Here is a 21,826-nt window from a genome sequence, read left to right as displayed (position 1 = left end):
AATATTTGTGAATCAATATTCAACCCATGTTAGTGGATCATCAAGGAATGGGGTCTGTAGGCATTTCATAAATGGCTTGCGTTGTAGGTTGAAATTGAGCAGGCAAGGCATGAAACGAAGAGAATAGCGAGACTATTTTCGAGTTTCATAACGTAGGCTGAGATAATTTTAGCCACAACCCTGAGCAAGAACAAAGCACTGCTTTGTTTGCAGCGCAAGGCGCAGCGGGGGACTAGCGTGTTTTTTGCCGCTACGTCGTTACCTTGCGAAACGACGTTTCTCATCATTTAGAATGACTAAATTTCGTATTTCGCGCCTAGTATCGCCTAAAAAACACACGTAGTCGCAAACATAGACGAATTGTCAACAGACCCCAATTATCCTTAAAAATATTTAGTTCCTTTTTCAATGATTGTTGTTGGATTTTCAATTTCTCCAGTCCCCATCATAAATGACACTACGCTTAGAGAGGTCAATAAGCTGATGATAAAGCCTATTATCATGAGCCAAGCCATTAATTTTTCAATAAAAGTCGATGGGCGTGGGTGGCCAAAACGGTTGGCACGATTACAACCACGCGCAAAGAGTAAATACAGTAGAGTCAAGAATTGCACAATTGGAATCAGCAATAACAGAATAAACCAACCAGATTTATTACGATCATGCAGCCTGCGAATAATTACAACTATCATTGCATAAAAATAAAGACAGCTGAGTAAGAGGTAAGTGAACTGTCCTAATCCTGAAATCGAATTTATTGCATGTTGACTGAATTGCAGTGAATTTAAATTCACAATGCCAAAGACTAGACCGAGGGCAAGCAATGCAACAGTAAAAATGAGATGCAAGAATCCAAACCAAGCAATATAACTTAAGCGGTTAAAACGACCTTGAGTTGAAAGAGGATAATCTACCGGTGATACTTGATGCTTTGAAAAAAATGTCGACGATTCTTGTATTTGCATGACGATCGTGTCCAGTTGAATGAGTTCGGTAAGGAAATGTTTTTTTCTGAAAAAAACCATATGCACTTCTGAATACAAATTATAAGATCAAAAAAACTCCATAGATATTGAAAATTCGAATATTTTGGCAAATGACTTAAGATTTTCCGATGGTTAAAGTGACCCCCGTGTCTACGACCAAAGCACAATTGTTAACCGAAATGCGCTATCGTAATACTGAAGACATGCAGCAAATAAAATCAAGAAAGTAGGCATACATCTCGTGATGAGGTGATACATCAAGGAAGCAGAATATGAATGAAATCTATCCAGTTCCAGAACAATTTGTAAAAACAGCAAGGACCAATGAACAAGAATACTTTGATCGTTATCAACAGTCAGTAGACCATCCAGATGAGTTTTGGGCAGAAGCTGCAAAGAAGTTAGACTGGATTAAGCCTTTCACCCAAGTAAAAAATACCAGCTACGACAAAGATAATTTTAAAATTGAATGGTTTGCAGATGGGCAACTGAATGTCAGTGCCAACTGTTTAGATCGTCATTTAAAAGAACACCCACTGAAACCAGCAATTATTTGGGAGGGGGATCATCCATCTCGCCATAAAATCATTTCTTTTGAAGAGCTACATGATGAAGTGTGTCGTTTTGCCAATGTCTTAAAGAAAAATGGAATCGGGAAAGGTGATCGAGTCATTTTGTATATGCCGATGATCCCTGAAGCGGCGATTGCCATGTTGGCCTGTACTCGAATAGGGGCAGTGCATTGTGTGGTATTTGGTGGGTTCTCTCCAGACTCATTGGCAAGTCGAATAGATGACAGTCAAGCTAAATTGGTGATTACAGCCGACCAAGGTATGCGTGGTGGTAAAACGATTCCTTTAAAAGAGAATGTAGATGCAGCATTGGCGTTGGATGGAACCACTTCCGTTGAAAAAATGATTGTGGTGCATCGAACAGGTCATCCAATAACAATGCAGGAGGGGCGTGACCTGTGGTATCACATGGAAATTATGACGGTCACAGATATCTGTCCGCCAGAACCGATGGATGCCGAAGATCCTTTATTTATTTTATATACGTCTGGATCAACAGGAAAGCCTAAAGGGGTGTTACATACTACGGGTGGTTATTTAACTTATGTAAATTCAACTTTTCGTGAAGTTTTTGATATTAAACAAGATGATGTGTTCTGGTGTACCGCAGATGTGGGTTGGATTACGGGGCATTCTTATGTGCTTTATGGACCATTATCCAATGGTACAACCACCGTCATGTCCGAAGGTATCCCACAATATCCAACATGGGCACGTACAGGTCATATTGTAGATAAGCATAACATTACCATTCTCTATACTGCACCAACAGCGATCCGCGCCATGATGCGTGAGGGTGATGCTTTTGTGCGTGAAAGTGACCGTAGCAGTTTGCGTCTATTGGGTACCGTGGGTGAGCCGATTAATCCAGAAGCATGGAATTGGTACTATACTGTTGTGGGTGAAAGCCGTTGTCCAATTGTGGATACATGGTGGCAAACTGAAACAGGTGGTATTTTAATTTCCCCACTACCTGGTGCAACTCCACTTAAACCAGGTTCGGCAACTCGTCCGTTATTTGGTGTACAACCTGCATTGGTTGACGCTGAGGGTCAAGAACTCGAAGGTGAAGCAGAAGGCAATTTGATTATTAAGAATTCTTGGCCGGGGCAAATGCGGACCATTTGGGGTGATCCTGAGCGATTTATTGAAGCGTATTTCTCAACTTATCCGGGAAGTTATTTTACTGGTGACGGTGCGCGTCGTGATAAAGATGGTTATTACTGGATTACGGGTCGTGTAGATGATGTTCTGAATGTTTCAGGTCACCGGTTGGGCACTGCTGAAATTGAAAGTGCATTGGTTGCGCATGCAAAAGTTGCTGAATCAGCAGTTGTTGGTATGCCACATGAGATTAAAGGGCAAGGGATAGCGGCCTATGTGACCTTGCAGGCGGGTGAAGCTGAAACTGAAGAATTACGTAAAGAATTGGTCAGTTGGGTACGTAAAGTGCTGGGACCTGTGGCAACACCTGATGCAATTTATTGGGCACCTGCTTTGCCAAAAACCCGTTCTGGAAAAATCATGCGACGCATTTTAAGAAAAATTGCTGCCAATGAGCTAGATAGTTTAGGCGATACTTCTACTTTGGCTGATCCAGGTGTGGTAGATCAGTTAATTACGGAGGTTAAGGCCAATTCTTAATGTTTGAAGTCTCTTGATTTTGCTAGCCAAAAGTTGAATACCGTTAGAGAAATTCTAGCGGTATTTTTTGTTATTGATTTTCAAACCACAGAATAAGTAATGCAGGCATTGAGATAAGGAAATCTTACTTGATTTGATAAGCTCAAGGCACTGGGAATAAGAGTAAATATGATGAATGCACCTCAACAGGCGTTAAACCTTTCTGCTTTAACAACGGCAAAGCAATTGGCAGAACAATTTGCGCAGACTGCTGCTGAGCGTGATAAAGCAGGTGGTAATCCGAAGCTGGAACGGGATTTGATTCGTCAAAGTGGTTTATTGGGGCTGTCTATTCCACAACAATATGGCGGGCAAGGAGCAAACTGGAAAACAATTTTCCAGACCATTCAAAGTATTGCACAAGTCGATAGTTCCTTAGCACATGTATATGGCTTTCATCATTTACTAATCGCCACTGTGCAGTTATTTGCTCAGCCTGAACAATATTCGTCATGGTTTGAACACACCGCCCGCAATAACTTGTTTTGGGGTAATACTTTAAACCCTTTAGATCAGCGCACGAAGGTACAACAACTCACTGAGAACGACTTTATTTTTCATGGTGATAAAAGCTTTTGCTCAGGATCAATAGATTCAGACATACTGCTTTGTTCGGGCTTTAATGATGCTGGAAAATTACTGATAGCTGTGATCCCAACATGTCGAGAAGGGGTAAGTTTTTTAGGTGATTGGAATAATATGGGGCAGCGTCAAACAGATAGCGGTACCAGTCATTTTGAACAGGTCAAAATTCACAAAGATGAGTTACTGTTAAATCCAGGACCATTAAGTACACCTTACTCCAGTTTACGACCTTTGATTGCACAATTGATTTTTGTGCATCTGTTTTTAGGCGTTGCTGAAGGTGCCTTTGACCTTGCGCGACAAACAATAAAAAGTCAGAAAGCATGGTCAACGTCTTTGGCTGAAAATGCGGTGAATGATCCGTTTAACCAGAAGCATTTTGCTGAGTTTTATGTACAGCTTGAAAGTGTACGTTTACTTGCCGATAAAGCCATTGCAGCATTGCAAACGGCTTGGAATATTGGTGAGCAATTAACAGCAGAACAACGTGGTGAAGTCTCAATTGCCATTGCGACTGCAAAAATTGCTGCAACCAATAGCTCACTGTTTATAACGCAGAATATTTTTCAAGTGATGGGTGCCAGAGCGACAACAGCCAAATTGAATTTAGATCGTTTTTGGCGAAATGTCCGTACTCAGACTTTGCATGATCCGATTGATTATAAGTATCAGGAAGTAGGGGAATGGGTATTGACTGGAAAAGTGCCCGATCCAAGTTTTTACGCTTGAACCTAAGCCGACCGATGACATTTTATAGAAGTTCATTCTTAGCGCTTTAGCGTTGGTATTGCCTTATCTTAGATTGAAAAATCTGTGTTGGATAAGGGGTAGGTTATACCCCTACCAACAGCGACAATTATGTTGCCATGCAATAGATACAGTATGAATGATTTAACAATGTACAAAGCAAAAGCCTAGCCAGATCTGACATGTTTCAGCATCAAGGATTGGATTTTTGCTTTAAGCTATTGAGCACTTCATACGCTGCCTTAATTCGCTCAGCATTGGGGATTTTTTTGTTCATCAACATCACCAAGCCAAAGTTCTCTTGTGGAATATAAATCACATATGTCCCAAAACCATTGGTGGAGCCAGTTTTATGAAAGACTCTTGAACCAGTCTTCACGAGGGTTTTTTCAACAGGGTTGGATTGCATCACAACCCGATCAGAGTTGCTTTCTAATAGTGTGTTTAATGTTGCTGGGTAGCTGAACGATTCCCAGCCAAGGGCTTGGGTCATACCACCCATTTTAAAGTAACCAGTATGTGTCGCTAGAATTGCGGGTTTAATCGCTGCTTTGGCTTGATCTGGATTTAAGTTTAAATTTAAAAAATGTAGCATGTCCGGTAGGCTAGATTTTACACCATAGGCCTGCGCATCAAAAGCGCCAGCAGTGACCCGAAGCGGGTGATTATTTTGATCATAACCAAAGGCATAGTTGCCTTGTTGTGCTTTAGGAACTTGGACATAAGTATGTTGGAGTTCTAGTTTGGGGAAGATCACTTGTTCTAATAAAGCGCTAAAAGGCATGTTCATGGCTTTAGCGGTCGCTTCACCGAATAAGCCTATGCTTGGATTAGAATATTGTCGAAATTGACCAATCGGGTTTTTGACTTTCCAATCTTGAAAATATTTAAGTGTTTGCGCATCTGTTTTTATTTGATCAGGAAATTGCAATGGAAGATTACCACTGGTATAGGTGGCCAATTCTAAGAGTGTGACTTGATTAATGTCTGAGTTTTTTAATGTGGGTATATATTTACCGGGATGGTCTTGAAGAGAAATTTTGCCTAAATTTTGTGCATAAGTACCTGCTGTTACAGTAAAAATCTTACTGACTGAACCTAGTTCAAAAAGAGTATTTTTATTTACGGCTTTTGCATTCGCAAGTGATTGTACGCCGTAGTATTTTTCATAACTTTTTCCGTTATACAAAATACCTATTGCCATACCGGGCACTGCATAAGTTTTCATTAATGGCTGAAATGCAGTATTCATCGCAGTTTCAACCTTTATAGACGTTGCAGGTATCTCGTTGGCGTTTACATAGGTCGTCAAGCTCATGCTGCCGATGAGGACGCAAAATATCGTTTTTGTTTTATTTAAAACTACCATACCCACTTTTTCCATCTATGCTACAAAAAGGGCGTATTTTAAGGTTGAAAGAAATTTTTTCCAAGATTGCGGTTGTTGAGTATATGTATAGAACAAATACACTCGATGATTCAATAAAACAAAAAGCAAAAGTTTGCTAATTTATATAAGGATAATTGTACTGATTTATACGATTCTATTTTTTATAAATACTTTTTATTTATTCTAAAAAAAATCCCTCAAGCCGAGTCAAGAGGGAAAGCTGCAAAGCTGTTTTAGTTATTTATTGTTGTTTTCACAGCACCATCGATGAAGAGATAAACCTTAAGCTGATTTTGCAGTAATTTGATCTTTTTGTGCTTCTTCAATTTGACGAACCAAAGGCAAGACCTTTTCACCGAAATATTCAACTTCCTCAATGAAATGTAAAAAGCCAGATAACACTAAATCTACACCTACATTTTTGAGTGCAACAATACGTTCTGCAATCTGTTGCGGTGTGCCAATCAGATTAGTTTTAAAGCCATCGTTATATTGCACCAAGTCTTCAAATGTTGATTTTGCCCAGTTACCTTCACCTTCTTTAGATGCCGCGCCCGCTTCACGGGTTGCATCGCCAAAGGCATTGACCGCTTCAACATTGGCTTGGTCAATAATCTCTTGTAGCACTGCTTTAGCTTCTTCTTCAGTGTCACGAGCAATGATAAACGCATTGACCCCAATTTTGACTGAGTGATTATTTAGCTTGGCTTTTTCACGAATATCATCGATTTGTTTTTTGAGTTCCTCAGGTGTATTGCCATTGGTAAAGTACCAATCCGAAACACGCGAAGCCATGTCACGTGCAGCACGTGAACTTCCACCTTGGAATACTTCAATATGGGGTTTCTGCAAAGGTTTTGGTTTTAAAGTGTAGTCTTTAAACTGATAATATTTACCATCAAAACTATAGTTATCTGTTGTCCAAATACCTTTTAACGTACGAATAAATTCTTCTGAACGAACATAGCGTTCATCATGTTCAGGCCATGGCTCACCAATGGCATCAAACTCGCCACGGAACCAGCCACTTACTACATTAATCGCAATACGTCCATTGGTCAGATAATCAATGGTCGCCAACTGTTTTGCGGCTAAAACCGGTTTCCAAGGTCCTGGAAGAATTGCTGCAATTACTTTTAATTTTTCAGTTTTGGCTAAAAGTGCATGACTAAAACTCACAGATTCATGTTGATTTTCAGCGCCATACCCTGCGGTAAAACGAATTTGGGTGAGGGCATATTCAAAACCACTTTTTTCGGCAGCTTGTGCCAAACGTACATTGTAGTCATAGCTCCAGTCTGTACGTTGTTCAATATTACTGACCACTAAGCCGCCACTGACATTGGGAACCCAATAGGCAAATCGAATTGCTTGACCATTATTCGATGAAAACTGTGACATATCATAACCCTCAATTTTTTATGATTTATTCATAACAAGGTTACGTTTAAGCAACCTGTGATTGTGGTGTTTTGGATTTTGCATGTAGACGAGACTCTGCAGCATCCAAGTCTGGTATCGCCGCGGAAGGAAGCACATCATCTTGCTCAATCTGTTTGTTGATGCCTAAATTTTGATTGGCTTGTTCTGTTTTGGCTTTCACCACTTCTGCTCGCTGACCTTTTGCAGGCGCCCATTCTAAAATTGGCAATGCACGTGCGACAGCTAAAGTAATACGGTCTTGGATGTGTTCACTTTTAATGGTGTACTCAGGCGTAAAGTCACGATCTGTTGCATAGACACCAATAGGCAGAGTTTGCGCTTGAAAGAAGCTAAATAATGGACGTAACTGATGCTCTAGAACTAAAGCATGACGGTCACTACCACCCGATGCAGCAAGCAATACAGGAACATCGACTAACGCTGTTTGTTCAACAAAATCAAAGAAATGTTTAAATAAACCAGTAAATGATGCACGATAAACAGGAGTTCCCACGATGAGCGCATCTGCTGCTTCTACGGCAGCTAAGTCATCTTGAACACGTTGTGGCAGTTGGTTGCGATAAATTGCGCCCCCTAATAAATGGCCTATTTCACTGAATTTAATAAAATGAACATGAATCGGTGTTGCCTGACCAAGCTCATCTAAAATCGCTTGCACTAAACTTTCGGTTTTTGAAGGGTTATTTAATCCCCCTGAAACAGCAACAATATTTAATGGTTTTTGTTGAGTATAAATAGACATGTTGGCAACCTAATAAATTGAATCTCGGAATGCCATTCATTAATCTATATTTGACGAAGCGCTGTAAAATAATGAAAAACAGATTGGTTATCTGTTTTTAAGATAAACCAGAAAGCCTTTGAGTAATGCACGATTTCCTCTTTTAAGTATTTGAAGTTAAATAATATTCTTAAAATGAATAAGTAATTCATTTTTAACTGTTTATTTTATATTTAAAAGTGATATTCAAATCTTAATTTCGATAAATGACTTAAAGATTTTAGGGAATTTTAATTAAAGCCGACAAATTATTCAAAAATTCGTTAATATTTACGTATCCTAAATAGCAATAGTGCGGTTAGAATGAAATAACTGCGCTAGAGATCTCTCGCTTCGCTTATGAATATTTTAATCGTTGATGATCATCCACTGTTTCGCCATGCGTTAATTCAGGCGGTTCGTTATAGTTTGCCACAGGCTCAAATTAGTGAAACTGCGGCTGTTAATGAATTTTATGAGCGTTTGGAAAATGGTCCAGAACCAGATCTCGTCTTGTTGGATTTAAATCTGCCAGGCGCATCGGGTTTCTCTGCATTGGTACATGTTCGTGCACAGTATCCTGCACTTCCTATTATTGTGGTTTCTGCTCACGAAGATGCATCCATTATTCAACGTGCAATTGCACATGGCGCAATGGGCTATATTCCTAAATCTGCACATCCAAGCCATATTGGGGAAGCAATTCGCCAAGTGCTGGATGGTGATATTTGGTTACCGCCAAACTTACCCGCAGCGAATATGAATTTTGACCCACGTGCCGCAGATGAAACAGCTTTAGCTGAACGTATTCAATCGTTAACACCACAACAGTTCCGTGTATTGATGATGGTTGCAGAAGGTTTATTGAATAAGCAAATTGCTTATGAACTTGATGTTTCGGAAGCGACCATTAAAGCGCATGTGACGGCAATTTTCCGTAAATTAGGTGTACAGAACCGTACTCAAGCGGTACTCGCAATCAATGCACTAAATATTGAAGAACGAAAAGTTTAAGATTTTAATGGTTAAATTTAACCTCAATATATTGAAAAATTAACAGAAGAGTGTATTAAAAAATATGCTCTTTTTTATTTTCTGATTTCTGCATTTTCTAGTGTAATTTTACTCTAAATCAAAAATTTAAAATCTATACCTGACTTGAATCATCAAAGCATTGTCTGTAATAAAACTTTAGCTTTTATCAAGAGTTAAAAATAGGCGTATACTGAACGGACATGAGGAATAATTATGTCTGAAGCACCTGAATCTACAGCTTATATTGAGTATGGCACTCGGCCTTTTATCGCAATTTTACTTTCATTGTTTTTAGCTGGCTTTGCTGTATTTTCATCATTGTACTGTGTTCAGCCGATGATGCCATTTTTGGCAAGTTTTTTTCATGTTACGCCAACCCATAGTAGTTTTCCGCTTTCATTTTCCACCATTGCCTTAGCCTTAGGGCTTCTTTTTGCAGGGTTGATTTCAGATCGTTATGGTCGTAAGCAGATCATGGCTATTTCTTTATTTTCCACAGCAAGCTTGTTATTGCTGAGTTCGTTTTTACCTTATTGGGAAATATTTCTTGCAACACGCATGATGATTGGCTTGGCTGTTAGTGGTGTCGCTTCTGTTGCAATGACCTATATTGGTGAAGAAATTGCGCAAAAAGATGTTGGCTTTGCCATGGGACTGTATATTTCAGGGACAGCAATAGGGGGAATGGGCGGGCGTTTGATTGCAGGAGTATTGCTGGATTATATCTCTTGGCAAACTGCGACGATGATTATTGGTCTACTCAATTTATTGATCGCGATTACATTTTATATTGCCTTACCCACCTCTAAACATTTTAAATCTTATCCCATTCAATTCACACGTTTTATCGAATCCTTTAAGAAAAATCTTTCTGACCCAAAACTCAGATTATTGTTTGTAGAAGGTTTTATTCTAATGGGATGCTTTGTGACCGTGTTTAATTACATGAGTTATCATCTGTTAGAAAAACCTTTTGAACTGTCGCAAACGTGGATTGGTTTAATTTCGATAGCCTATTTATCAGGCATTTATAGTTCACCTCGCGCTGCCAGTTGGAGTCGTCAATTTGGACGAGGTAAAGTGCTGATTGTGATGTTCTCAAGCATGATTCTGGGGTTATGGATTATGCTGATTCCATCACTTTGGGTGATTTTGATTGGCCTATTGATTTTCACTTTCTCATTTTTTGCCGCCCATTCCACATCAAGCAGTTGGGTATCAGTACAATCCTTACAGTATCGCGCAGTTGGCTCTTCACTTTATCTATTTTGTTATTATCTTGGTTCAAGTTTCTTGGGTAGCAGTAGTGGTTTAGTCTGGGAAAAATATGGATGGTTTGGCCTAACGGTTACGATTACTTGTGTACTTTGTATCGGGCTATTGGTGGCTTTAAAACTAAATCAAACACAGAATGATGATCAGGCAAAAGTATGAGAGACTGCGGCTAAATAGTGTTTATTTAAATAACCTTTTCTTTTCAATTTCTCCGTGCTTGTAAACAATACATCATGACGGGTAAATTTTTCTTTAACTTATGACGAATACCTTGAACATCTTAAAAAGCTATCAATAACAGACCAAATAGAAGACCAAGAGACAATGTTTACTTTTTAATCAAACAACATGAGTAAAATTCATGGTAAAATGATCAACTTTCATTTTAGATCTCTCCCGATCGCCAACTGCCAATCGAGAAACTCACCATGTCGACCGCTTATACTGCTCAGACAGCGCCTACTGCGTTGTTTGATTATGACAAATATTGGGCATCGTGCTTTGAACCAGCACCATTTTTGCCAATGTCACGCGAGGAGATGGATCAACTCGGTTGGGATAGTTGTGACTTTATCCTAGTATGTGGTGATGCCTATATCGATCATCCATCATTCTGTTCAGGAATTATTGGTCGAACGCTTGAAGCACAGGGTTTCCGTGTCGGGATTATTGCACAACCCGATTGGACTTCTGCGGAAGCGTTTAAGGTGCTAGGCAAACCGAATATTGCATGGGGTGTGACCGCTGGTAACATGGATTCTATGATCAACCGCTATACGGCTGACCGTAAAATCCGTTCTGATGATGCTTATTCACCGGATAATTTACCCAATAAACGCCCTGACCGTGCTGCAACTGTATATTGTCAGCGTTGCCGTGAAGCATTTCCTGATGTACCTGTATTATTAGGTGGTATCGAAGCATCATTACGCCGTATTGCGCATTATGATTACTGGTCAGACAAAGTTCGTCGTTCAGTACTGATGGATTCAAAAGCGGATTTATTGATGTATGGCAATGGTGAGCGTTCTGTTGTTGAAGTCATGCATCGTCTTGCCAAAGGCGAAAAAATTCATGAAATCACCGATGTTCGTGGTACTGCATTCATCGTCAATAAAATTAATCGTGTGTCTAAAGCTAAGTTTGTTGAAATTGCATCGAATGATGTCGATGCGATTGGTCGTGTTGATCCCATCATCAATCCTTATGTGATGACTGAAGATTTAGATGGTTGCGAAATAGAACAGGGTAAAGGAAATTCTTTAACCCAATACCAAAATTTCCAAAAAGAATTGGTAGCGAATCCAGTCGTTCGTGAAGGCGATCAACTGGATGAGAATACCCAGATTGTACGTTTACTGCCGGCTTCTAAAGCGATTAAACATAAATTACCACCTCGTGAATTGGCAGTGATTCGTTTGCCTGCCTTTGAAGAAGTAGCAACTGATCCAGTACTTTATGCACATACTAACCGCATTTTGCATCTTGAAACCAATCCTGGGAACGCTCGTGCATTGGTACAAAAGCATGGTGAACGTGATGTATGGTTAAATGCACCACCGATTCCATTGACTACTGAAGAAATGGATTATGTGTTTGACTTGCCTTATGCGCGTCTACCACATCCAGCTTATGGTGAAGCGCGTTTCCCTGCATTTGATATGATCAAATTCTCTGTAAACATCATGCGTGGTTGTTTTGGTGGTTGTACATTCTGTTCGATTACCGAACATGAAGGTCGTATTATTCAAAACCGTTCAGAAGAATCAATTTTACGTGAAGTTGAAAAAATTCGTGATACAGCCCCAGGTTTTACAGGCATCATTTCAGATTTAGGTGGTCCAACTGCAAACATGTACCGTTTGCAGTGTAAAGATCCTGAGATTGAAAAGAACTGCCGTAAACCTTCTTGTGTGTACCCAGGTGTATGTCAAAATTTACATACTGACCATGCGCCACTTACTCAACTTTATCGCAAAGCACGTTCATTAAAAGGCATCAAAAAGATTTTGATTGGTTCAGGCTTACGTTATGACCTTGCGGTATTGAACCCTGAGTATGTCAAAGAACTGGTTCAACATCATGTTGGCGGTTATTTAAAAATTGCACCAGAACATACCGAGAAAGGTCCATTGTCGAAGATGATGAAACCAGGAATCGGGACCTATGATCGCTTTAAACAGATGTTTGATCGTTTTAGTAAGGAAGCGGGTAAAGAACAGTATTTAATCCCGTACTTTATCGCTGCGCATCCGGGAACAACGGATTATGACATGATGAATCTTGCGATTTGGCTTAAGAAAAATGGTTTCCGTGCCGATCAGGTGCAAACCTTTTATCCGTCACCAATGGCGACTGCGACCACGATGTATCACACCGGGAAAAATCCGTTGGCCAAAGTGGCTCGTTATACCGAAAGTGTGGATATTGTAAAAGGTGAAAAGCGTCGCCGTTTACACAAAGCCTTCTTACGTTACCATGATCCAAACAACTGGCCGTTACTACGTGATGCATTACGTGAAATGGGCCGGGTAGATTTGATTGGTAATTCTAAACATCATCTGATTCCAACCTATCAACCGCAAGGAACAGAAGGGCAATATCAATCTGCGCGTAAGAAAAACTCGACTGTTGATGGTGATTCGCAAAAGCGTACTGGGGATAGTCGTAATTCGCAGGCGAAAACGCAATCGCGTCCTTCCAATACCAAAAAGCGTCCTGAACGTGGTCAAATATTGACGCAACATACAGGTTTGCCGCCGCGTGAAACGGGTGATAAAAAACCATTTGGTGGAAATGGCAAAGCAAAGTCTACATCAAAAAGTAGAGCTTAGGTGCTGTTTGAAATAGTAATAAGAGAGGATGCCTAAACATCCTTTCTTAAATCAGCAATTGAATAATAAAAATACGCTACTGTGGATAACTCTCTGTAAACTGTTGAAAACTTTAGTGTACTAAAAACACACAATTTTCAAATGTGATTGTCCTACAATAGTACTCAAAGTTCATTAAATTCAGTTGTATTCGTAAAAAATACACGGTATAAATGTGGTTAAATCAATTCATTTGGTTGAAATACTCAATGAATAATACAAATAATAGTTCAAGAAATAAGTCAAAAATGTGATTTATTTGATTATTTTGAAAAAGTAAATATTTAAATCCGTCTTGTATATTACAAAATTGAACTGATTAAAAATAGTATCTTTGGTACACATGAACTGGTCTTAGACCAAATTATAATAAAGAATTAGGAAATGAAAAATGGATATGATAATCGTTGCGAGTTTGATATTACTTGCTGTCGTGATTGGTGCTAGTTATAAAGGATTGAAAAATAAGCAACAAGCAGATAGTGCTTTACGAAGAAGAGCAGTATTTAACTCACATGAACAAATTACGTTTACGCGGTTAAAAGAAATTTTACCTGAAGCCAATATCTTGGCTCATGTTTCTTTTGATGCCTTATTAACGACAAAATATTTACATACACGCCGTAAGTATCAGCAAATGTTTGCAAATTTTGTTGTGCTGGACAAAGATTATAAAGTTTTAGCGGTGATGGCTTTAGATGATATCAATGCGATTAAGCGCTCGAATCAAAATACTTATGAAGATGCTTTGTTAAGATCCGCAGGTTATCGCGTGATTCGTTATATGGGAATTCCAGAGTACCAAGATTTGCGAGAAGATTTTTTAACAGAATTTTCTGAAATGAGCCATTCGCAAATGCTGGAAGAACATGTACTGGGGAAGTTTGATCTGTACTCAAATCGCGCATATAGCTAAGCAAAAAATGCATGTTTAAACATGCATTTTTTAGTTTATTCAAAAAATTTGAGTATTGAGCTTATTCTGGTTTTACCGCAACCACCGTCATTTCAACTAAAACATCAGGTCGATAAAGTTTTGCTTCAACACAGGTTCTCGGCAGAGCCTGCATATCTGAACACCATGCATCCCAGATTTCATTCATTCCTACATAATCATTTTCAATATCTTTTAAAAAAATCATCACAGACATAATGTGTTTTTTATCTGTGCCCGCATCTGCAAGAAAACGATCAATGATATCTAAGGTCTGTTGAGTTTGCCCTTTGATATCCAAACTTAAATCCGTAGCCAATTGACCTGCCAAGTGAACTAAATTTCCCGAAATTGCGATTTCAGAAAAGCGTTTTTCTACATGCAAACGTTGTACAGTCATGATCATTCTCAAAGTTTGTTTATGCTTTAAATTTTACGTCATGATTTGCAATCTGCAAATCAACTTTGTTGCTGGTTGGTGAATGTATCTATACGAATGAGAATTTTATACTTAAAAATAATCAAACAGTTATATTCTGGGCAAATAATGAGATTGCCTAAATTTAAAAATTGAATCTGCGCGCCACGTAACTGATTTAAACAAAACGCAATTGAACAGTGCAGAGGAAAAAGTTGTTGCAATCGCTTAAAGTGCTGTTGCTCCTGAAGGATGGAAATATTCATTGTAATACCTATTATTTAGAATATATTTTTAAGCCAGTGAATAGCTTTGAGCTATTCACTGTGTCGTTATCAATTTTGCGGAGGCGTATAGGATTTGAGTTTTTGCTCAGGTTTATTGCTGATTTGATACCAGTCGATATGCCGTGTAATAAACATCACTACAGCAAGTAAAACAAATGAAATGATAGAGCCGATCAGAAAGGTTTTGCCTGAAGATTGCAACAGCATGTACATCACGGCATAAAGTGAACTTAGGATGAGGCTGAATAGGCCAGCGGCTTTAAAACCTTTCATCACATAGTATAAGTACCAGCTCATGAGCCCGACACAGGCAATTCCAGCAACGCAATAAGCCCATGCAAAGGCATAGTATTCACTGATCGAAAGGAGTAGGACAAAGAACACCACTTGAGCCATCGCCACCAAAGAATATTGAATGGGGTGAATCCGTAAGCTTTTGAGTACTTCGAAGAGAAAGAAACAAGCAAAGGTGATGATAATAATCACAATACCGTATTTAATCGCACGATCCGTTTGTGTATATACATTGACTGACTCTAAGAATTCTGTTGATAAACCAATACTTTGACTAGGTTCACCCATATAACTTGGTTCTTGTGAAAAATAACCATTACTAAACTGGCGAATACAATCATTGTTGTCGCAATCAATCAATTTGCTGATGTTTTGATGACCTAGAGCAATATTTTTCCATTGTGCGGTGAATTGTTGTTGTGTGCTGGTTTTTGCAAAGGGTAAGTTTTGTCCTGAATATTTGGTATCAGCCCAATTGCCTTTGGCCTGATAAGTGACACTACGACTGGTTGGAATCAGCGTGAATTTCCCCAGACCAGTAATATTGGCTGTCAAATCAAAAGTAAAACCATTTTGTATGGCATTGATTAATTCAGGATATGTTTTTGCAGAAACATACATAAAGTCAAAACCAGAACTGTTGCTCCCTTGCGCACTCATTTCAAAGACATAGGTTTTATTGAGCATGTTTAAGCTCGGTTGTGTATCTAAGCCGCGAGGATCATGTACAGGGAAGATAATTTCAGCTCGTTCCCATTGGTAATCTTTCTTTTCAAGTGTTGGTTTTTGGAATACACCTTTGGCCATGAGATTGGCTGTGTAGCTAATTGCTCGATAGATGGTGCGTTTATAAGTGTTGTCAGAAACATTAAAGTTGGATGACCATTGCGTGCTGTCAGCACTGATATACATCCACTGTTCCTCAGTACACAAATAGGCCACTTTCTTTTCATCGAGGCAGTTTTTTTGCTCATTGTAGGGCACGCGGATATACGGTGAAATCACGGTTTGAGGACTAATATTATTTTGTGCAATTTCTTTCAGAAATGCCCGTTGGTAATCTTGTCGTTCTGAGACCAGACTGGTAATAAAGAGTAAGCCTATCCAAAATAAGGCAACTAAAATTGCGATTGCAATAATTTTGAATGTCAGAAAGTTAGAGCGCATCACTGTTTTCCTTCGCCGTTGTTTTTTGTCAGTGTTGAGTGTGCGAAACAGCAATGTGCTTTGTTTGAGGCGTATAGGTTTTTTATATGAATTTTAAGTGAAGTTTGGCTGTGCTAAGGCAATTGAATTTTTACCAATACACCCTTTTGGTGGGGTTGTAAGATGGTGATTTCATTTCCTTGAATATTATCAATGTGAATCTGTCCATGGTGTTGTTCAATAACTTGTTTAACAATACTCAGTCCAATACCAGAACTGCGTTGCTGGCTAATCGGGCGAGGCAAGGAAAAATAAGTATCAAACACTTGCGTGAGTGCATAATCTGGAATCCATTCGCCCTCATTAAAAACCTGTAATTCTACCTGCTGGTGTGTTTGATGATGAAGCCGAATCAGGATTTTTGCTGAATCTGCGGAAAAATCTAGGGCATTATCTAAAATATTGGCAAGGGTTTGTTGAATCCAAAATCGATCTGCCCGAAGCATACAATTGGCTTCAATATCCAGTAAACACTGAATTTTTTTGGCCTGAATTTGACTGGTATGCTGGTCTAAAGTCTGTTGAATCAGTTCAGATAAATTGAAATCTTGCATTTCAATTTGATGTTTAGATTTTTCCAGACGGGTCAATAAGAGCATCCGGTCAATCAGGCTACGTAAGCGCTGGCTTTGTTCATGAATATGTGTGGCAAATTGTTGTTGATCATTTAGTGGTAAATCTTCTTGGAGTAGTTCTGCACTGGCTTGAATGGCGGTAAGCGGGCTTTTGAGTTCATGGGTCAGTGTGTTGATATAGTGTTCTACATAAGCACGATCTTCAAGTTTTTCTCGCATATTTTCAACTGCTTGAGCAACTTGATTGAGTTCTTTTGCCGAACGAAAATAAGGGGTTTGATTGACAGGTGCAAGTGCTTGCGCGTATTTACGGACACGGTCAATACTGTGTTTTAGCCAATAGGCCACCAAACTGGCAAGAAAAAGACTGAGTAATGTAATCCAAGCGGCTTGTTGGATCAGCTGATTTTCAGCACGCTGAATATAAGGTTGTACTGAAATATTGGGTTTTCCAATGCTGACAACGCCAATCAATTGCTGTTGTTGACCAACTTGATAATAGATTGGCGCTGCAATAAACATGGTGCTGCTATTGCTGTCCTTTTCATAACTGCGTGTAGAGCGAACGCCGTATTTTCCCTTTAAGGTCAGGTAAACATCATTCCATCGTGAGTAGTCTTGTCCTGTGGCGATACCTTGTGAGTCATAAATGACGATACCGTTGTTGTCAGTAATATAGATTTGCTGATTGATCTCATTTTTATTATGTTTCCAAATGGTGGCATTGAGTTTTCGATTCAGCGCATTTTGAATTTTTTCATCAAACTGAACAGTACTGACTTTATTTTCATAGACATCTTCAGCTACTAACATCGCGATAATATTGGCATTTTCCGCAAGGGTATCTTCTACGACCTGTCGAACATTGGGTTTTACTTGTTGATTGAAGGTATATGACATAAACCATAAACCCAGCAAGATGATCAATCCAAAGAAGAACCAAATACGAATAAAAATGGACATGGTTTATTCTTGCCTTTTTAAACTATAGCCAAAGCCTCGATGGGTTTCGATTGGATCTTGCTCGGGAGAGATCTGCTTGAGTTTATTGCGAATACTTTTGATATGTGTATCGACTGTTCTTTCTAAACTATGCTCAGGGTGTTCCCATACATGATCCATCAATTGTTGACGGCTAAACACCTGTTCAGGGCGTTGAATCAATAATTTAAGTAAGCGATATTCATAGCGGGTCAAGTGCAGTAGTGTGCCTAAATAATGGATTTGCAAAGCTTCATCATTACATTGCCAAACTTTAGACGGGGTTGTAGAAATGTGTGTGTTTGGCTGTGAGCTTTGCTGTAACTGATTTTGCATTTCCATTCTGCGCCAAATGGCTTTAATTCGAGACACAATTTCACGTGAACTAAATGGCTTGCTACAGTAATCATCTGCACCAATTTCTAAACCCACAATACGATCTATTTCGTCATCTCGTGCGGTTAAAAATAGTAGTGGTGTATGATTAAAGAGACGAATTTTTTTGCAGAGATCAAAACCATTTAAATCAGGTAATCCAACATCTAAAATAATAAAATCAAATGGTTTATTTTTAATAAAATCAATAGCTTGCAGGCTTGAGTTGGCCCAAGTGACTTGCCAGTCTTCTCGTTCAAGTGCGTAACGTAACGGCATAAGAATAGCAGCATCATCTTCTACACATAAAATCTGTTTTTTATTATTCATTGCATTTAAAAGCTCATAATCTCAATAGGAGTGTACTCAAATTGAAATAATTAGGCGAATGAATTTTCAGTGAAGTTTAGATGAACTGTTTTATTGTTTGAAATTAGCTGAATGCCTATGGATGTGGGCTTTTTTACCCATGTGAATTTCTGAGCGCCCTGTAATCTTCGGATTTGATCGTCACGCCAATCACAGGACAGCAAATCAAAAGTATTGGTGACTTTTGATATCTCGGCAACAACATGGGTAATGTATTGCGGAAAATAGATTACTCTAATTTTGATCAATTTGGGTAAGTATTTCATCAAAACATGTTTCTTTTGAGTAAAAAACACTCAGTTTATTCTGATATATAGGCAAGGTGAAAAAGACTTTGAAGAATAAAAAAGGATACCGAAGCATCCTTTTTTGTGATTTATAGATCAGGCAATGCCATAAAAAAGGATTAGCGTTTAACTACAATAGAGTCAATACCGCTATGTTGTAAGGTTTGTTGTGCAATCACTGCTGCATTTTGTGATTCATAAGGGCCTGAAATCACACGATACCAAGTTTTTCCACCTTCTGTACTTTGCATCACATCAGCAGATAAGCCATTTAAGATAATTTCAGCACGACGTGCATCAGCAGCATCAGGATCATCATAACTACGAACCTGTAGAATATATTCAGGTTGAACAGGCGTTGTGCTTTCAGCGTTTACCCCAACATTGACATTTTCAGACTGAGAAGGTGCTTCAACAATTACAGGTTGTTGTTGATTTCTGCTTTCAGGAACAGCTTGTTCAGGAATAGGGGTAACTTGTTGTTGTGGTAACAGATCATAAAAACGATAGTCTTTGTTGGTATCTTCTTGATAATGCTCAGACGTGATTTCATTTTTGGGTTGGACGGGCGCCCACGGTTTCCAGAGCATCAGTGCGACACCAAAACTTAACACGATTAAAATGACGACAAGCATCCCTAACCATTTAGGAATCAATGGTTGTTTAGGTTTGGTTGGCCTTTCTGAAACACCGCGTTGCGTTTTTCCAAACACGTGGAACCCTCTTATTATGTATTGCTTTGATCGTGTTCAAGCATAGTTTTGCATGAACACGATGTAAAGTAATGATTTATTACACACTTCAATGCTTACTTTGAGCCAGACCTGGGTCTTGGGAAAATGTAAAGCAACTCTTGACTTACATACTTTCAGGTGCAGATACACCCAATAATTCAAGACCATTATGTAAGACTTGTTTTATATTTGCTGAAAGCAATAAACGCGCTTGAGTTAATTCGGCATCATCACCTAATACTTTATTCTCGTTGTACCAACCATGGAATAAAGCAGCAAGTTCTTTCAAATAATTACCGACTTGATGAGGTTCATAATTATTTGCAGCGCGAATAAGGACTTCAGGATAAGCCGCGAGTTTCGCTAAAATTTCAGTTTCAGCATCAAGTTCTAATTTTGCAGCAAATTGACGTGCATTTTCAGTATCAAATTGAATATTTGTTGTTGCTGCTTTTTCTAACATACGGCAAATACGAGCATGCGCATATTGAATATAATACACGGCATTGTCTTTGCTTTGAGATACCGCTAAATCTAAATCGAAATCAATGTGCTGTTCAGATTTACGCATTACATAATAAAAACGTGCTGCATCATTGCCAACTTCTTTACGAAGGTCGCGTAATGTCACGAATTGACCTGAGCGAGATGACATTTGTACCATCTCACCACCACGCCATAAGCTGACGAACTGCACTAAAAGTACAGTCAATTTAGATGAGTCATAGCCCATCGCATCAATTGCAGCTTTAACACGTGCAATATAGCCATGATGGTCTGAACCCCAAATATCAACAAGGTCAGTAAAGCCACGTTGTAATTTATTTAAATGATAGGCAATGTCAGAGGCAAAGTACGTGGTTTGTCCATTACGACGTTTGACTACACGGTCTTTTTCATCGCCAAATTCAGTTGATTTAAACCAAATGTTGCCATCTTTTTCATAAAGAAAACCACGTTGATCTAAGGTTTGTAAGGCTTCATCAATTTTTTCAGCCAATGATGCTTCACTAAACCAGTGATTAAAGGTTACGCCAAACTCACCAAGGTCATCTTTAATATCATCTAAAATGGCATGTAATGCTGCTTGATGGAATACACGATAACCTTCACCCACTAAAGCTTGTGAGTTGTGAATTAAGCCGTCAATGTGTTTTTCTTTATCGCCTGAAATAACCACTTTATTGCCATCAGCATCAAGCTCTTCAGCATATTGCACATCTTCAGGAACATCTTTGTAAACATCAGCCACACTACGCACATAAGCATCAGCGTGTTTGTCGATGATACCTTGGGCGATTTCTTTAACGTAGTCGCCTTGATAAGCATTTTTAGGGAAAACTAAAGTTTGTCCACTTAATTCTAAATAACGTAAATAAGTTGATGTAGCGAGGATGTCCATTTGACGGCCAGCATCATTGACATAATATTCACGTTCAACTTTGGCACCTGTTGCTTCAAGTAAGTTTGCAACAGTCATACCATATGCAGCACCACGACCATGACCTACATGCAGGCTAGAGGTTGGGTTTGCAGAAACGAATTCAACCTGAATTTTCTTGGCTGCATTTGCTTGGGTTTTACCAAATTGTTCCTTTTGTGCTTGGATCTGATCCAGCACGGTAAAGCGCTGATCGGCATTTAAAAAGAAGTTGATAAAACCCGGACCCGCAATTTCAGCTTTGGCAATATCGACCACTTCAGGTAAATTTGCCAAAATTTTCTCTGCAAGATCACGTGGTTTCATACCAGCAACTTTAGCGCCCATCATGGCAATGTTTGATGCGAAATCACCGTGGCTTCGGTCTTTAGTTCGCGTTAAAACACTCGTGTTTTTCCAGTCAGATGGAAGAGTCCCTTCAGCTTGTAGGGATTGCACTGCATGATCAAGAGCTGCTTGTATGGCCGTATTCATAATCTATAGAGAAATAAATGTCGCAGAAAAACGCTAAATATAGCAAATTTTGCGCCTTTTAGGTGAATGCATTTGTATAGAATAAAACTTATTCGATAAGAA

At 39.0% G+C, this 21,826-nt stretch carries 17 protein-coding genes; 6 read left to right on the top strand and 11 right to left on the bottom strand.

The genetic code is table 11. The annotated features are described in order from the left end of the window. Nucleotides 1–383 precede the first annotated feature (383 nt). Entirely contained in the window at nt 384–965 is a 582-nt protein-coding gene (locus WFN33_RS14740; RefSeq protein WP_336953784.1) for a DUF805 domain-containing protein, read from the bottom strand. A gap of 293 nt (nt 966–1,258) precedes the next feature. Between WFN33_RS14740 and acs the strand changes: the two genes are divergently transcribed. Both acs and WFN33_RS14730 read left to right on the top strand, forming a co-directional pair. Further along, nucleotides 1,259–3,202: an acetate--CoA ligase gene (gene acs / locus WFN33_RS14735; RefSeq protein WP_336953783.1), complete on the top strand. Its 1,944-nt coding sequence runs from the start codon at nt 1,259–1,261 to the stop codon at nt 3,200–3,202. A 168-nt stretch (nt 3,203–3,370) separates the two neighbouring features. Then, nucleotides 3,371–4,555: an acyl-CoA dehydrogenase family protein gene (locus WFN33_RS14730; RefSeq protein ID WP_336953782.1), complete on the top strand. Its 1,185-nt coding sequence runs from the start codon at nt 3,371–3,373 to the stop codon at nt 4,553–4,555. Between the two features lie 211 nt (nt 4,556–4,766). Here WFN33_RS14730 and ampC read toward each other — a convergent pair whose 3' ends face one another. From ampC to msuE, 3 genes are all read right to left on the bottom strand, one after another. Then, nucleotides 4,767–5,891 (bottom strand): class C beta-lactamase, encoded by a 1,125-nt coding sequence (gene ampC / locus WFN33_RS14725; protein WP_419328338.1) that lies wholly within the window; start codon nt 5,889–5,891, stop codon nt 4,767–4,769. A 354-nt stretch (nt 5,892–6,245) separates the two neighbouring features. Continuing rightward, complete coding sequence (sfnG, locus tag WFN33_RS14720; protein ID WP_004723462.1) at nt 6,246–7,364, bottom strand: dimethylsulfone monooxygenase SfnG; 1,119 nt, start codon at nt 7,362–7,364, stop codon at nt 6,246–6,248. Nucleotides 7,365–7,410: 46 nt separating this feature from the next. Beyond that, nucleotides 7,411–8,148 (bottom strand): FMN reductase, encoded by a 738-nt coding sequence (msuE, locus tag WFN33_RS14715; RefSeq protein WP_004723461.1) that lies wholly within the window; start codon nt 8,146–8,148, stop codon nt 7,411–7,413. 378 nt (nt 8,149–8,526) lie between these two features. Here msuE and WFN33_RS14710 point away from each other — a divergent pair, with 378 nt between their 5' ends. The 4 genes from WFN33_RS14710 (at nt 8,527) to WFN33_RS14695 (ending at nt 14,265) form a co-directional block, all read left to right on the top strand. Next, nucleotides 8,527–9,180 carry a response regulator gene (locus tag WFN33_RS14710; protein ID WP_004823671.1) on the top strand — a complete coding sequence of 218 codons (654 nt, stop codon included), beginning with the start codon at nt 8,527–8,529 and terminating at the stop codon, nt 9,178–9,180. Nucleotides 9,181–9,414: 234 nt separating this feature from the next. After that, nucleotides 9,415–10,635, top strand: coding sequence for an MFS transporter (locus tag WFN33_RS14705; protein ID WP_336953780.1), 1,221 nt, complete (start codon nt 9,415–9,417; stop codon nt 10,633–10,635). A 269-nt stretch (nt 10,636–10,904) separates the two neighbouring features. After that, nucleotides 10,905–13,310 (top strand): YgiQ family radical SAM protein, encoded by a 2,406-nt coding sequence (locus WFN33_RS14700; RefSeq protein ID WP_336953779.1) that lies wholly within the window; start codon nt 10,905–10,907, stop codon nt 13,308–13,310. 430 nt (nt 13,311–13,740) lie between these two features. Beyond that, complete coding sequence (locus tag WFN33_RS14695) at nt 13,741–14,265, top strand: DUF2726 domain-containing protein (protein WP_336953778.1); 525 nt, start codon at nt 13,741–13,743, stop codon at nt 14,263–14,265. Nucleotides 14,266–14,326: 61 nt separating this feature from the next. On the opposite strand, the gene WFN33_RS14690 is transcribed toward WFN33_RS14695, so the two are convergent. The 7 genes from WFN33_RS14690 to argS form a co-directional block, all read right to left on the bottom strand. After that, on the bottom strand, nt 14,327–14,683 hold the full coding sequence (locus WFN33_RS14690; protein WP_336953777.1) for a RidA family protein: 357 nt from the start codon (nt 14,681–14,683) through the stop codon (nt 14,327–14,329). A gap of 59 nt (nt 14,684–14,742) precedes the next feature. Next, nucleotides 14,743–14,967, bottom strand: coding sequence for a hypothetical protein (locus tag WFN33_RS14685; RefSeq protein ID WP_336953776.1), 225 nt, complete (start codon nt 14,965–14,967; stop codon nt 14,743–14,745). Between the two features lie 69 nt (nt 14,968–15,036). Next, complete coding sequence (gene creD / locus WFN33_RS14680) at nt 15,037–16,449, bottom strand: cell envelope integrity protein CreD (RefSeq protein WP_336953775.1); 1,413 nt, start codon at nt 16,447–16,449, stop codon at nt 15,037–15,039. Nucleotides 16,450–16,562: 113 nt separating this feature from the next. After that, a complete protein-coding gene (creC, locus tag WFN33_RS14675; protein ID WP_336953774.1) occupies nt 16,563–18,026 on the bottom strand; it encodes a two-component system sensor histidine kinase CreC in 1,464 nt (487 codons plus the stop codon). Nucleotides 18,027–18,029: 3 nt separating this feature from the next. Continuing rightward, nucleotides 18,030–18,749, bottom strand: a complete 720-nt coding sequence (creB, locus tag WFN33_RS14670) for a two-component system response regulator CreB (protein ID WP_336953773.1) — start codon at nt 18,747–18,749, stop codon at nt 18,030–18,032. A gap of 445 nt (nt 18,750–19,194) precedes the next feature. Further along, nucleotides 19,195–19,788 (bottom strand): SPOR domain-containing protein, encoded by a 594-nt coding sequence (locus tag WFN33_RS14665; protein ID WP_336953772.1) that lies wholly within the window; start codon nt 19,786–19,788, stop codon nt 19,195–19,197. A 145-nt stretch (nt 19,789–19,933) separates the two neighbouring features. Continuing rightward, the gene (gene argS / locus WFN33_RS14660) at nt 19,934–21,724 is read right to left on the bottom strand and encodes an arginine--tRNA ligase (protein ID WP_004823680.1); all 1,791 of its coding nucleotides are present in this window, start codon (nt 21,722–21,724) and stop codon (nt 19,934–19,936) included. Nucleotides 21,725–21,826: the final 102 nt, after the last annotated feature.

The sequence above is a fragment of the Acinetobacter sp. AS167 genome (assembly GCF_037152175.1).
Lineage (GTDB): Bacteria > Pseudomonadota > Gammaproteobacteria > Pseudomonadales > Moraxellaceae > Acinetobacter.
Note: the sequence above shows the minus strand (reverse complement) of the source record. Positions and strands in the feature narration are given on the sequence as shown.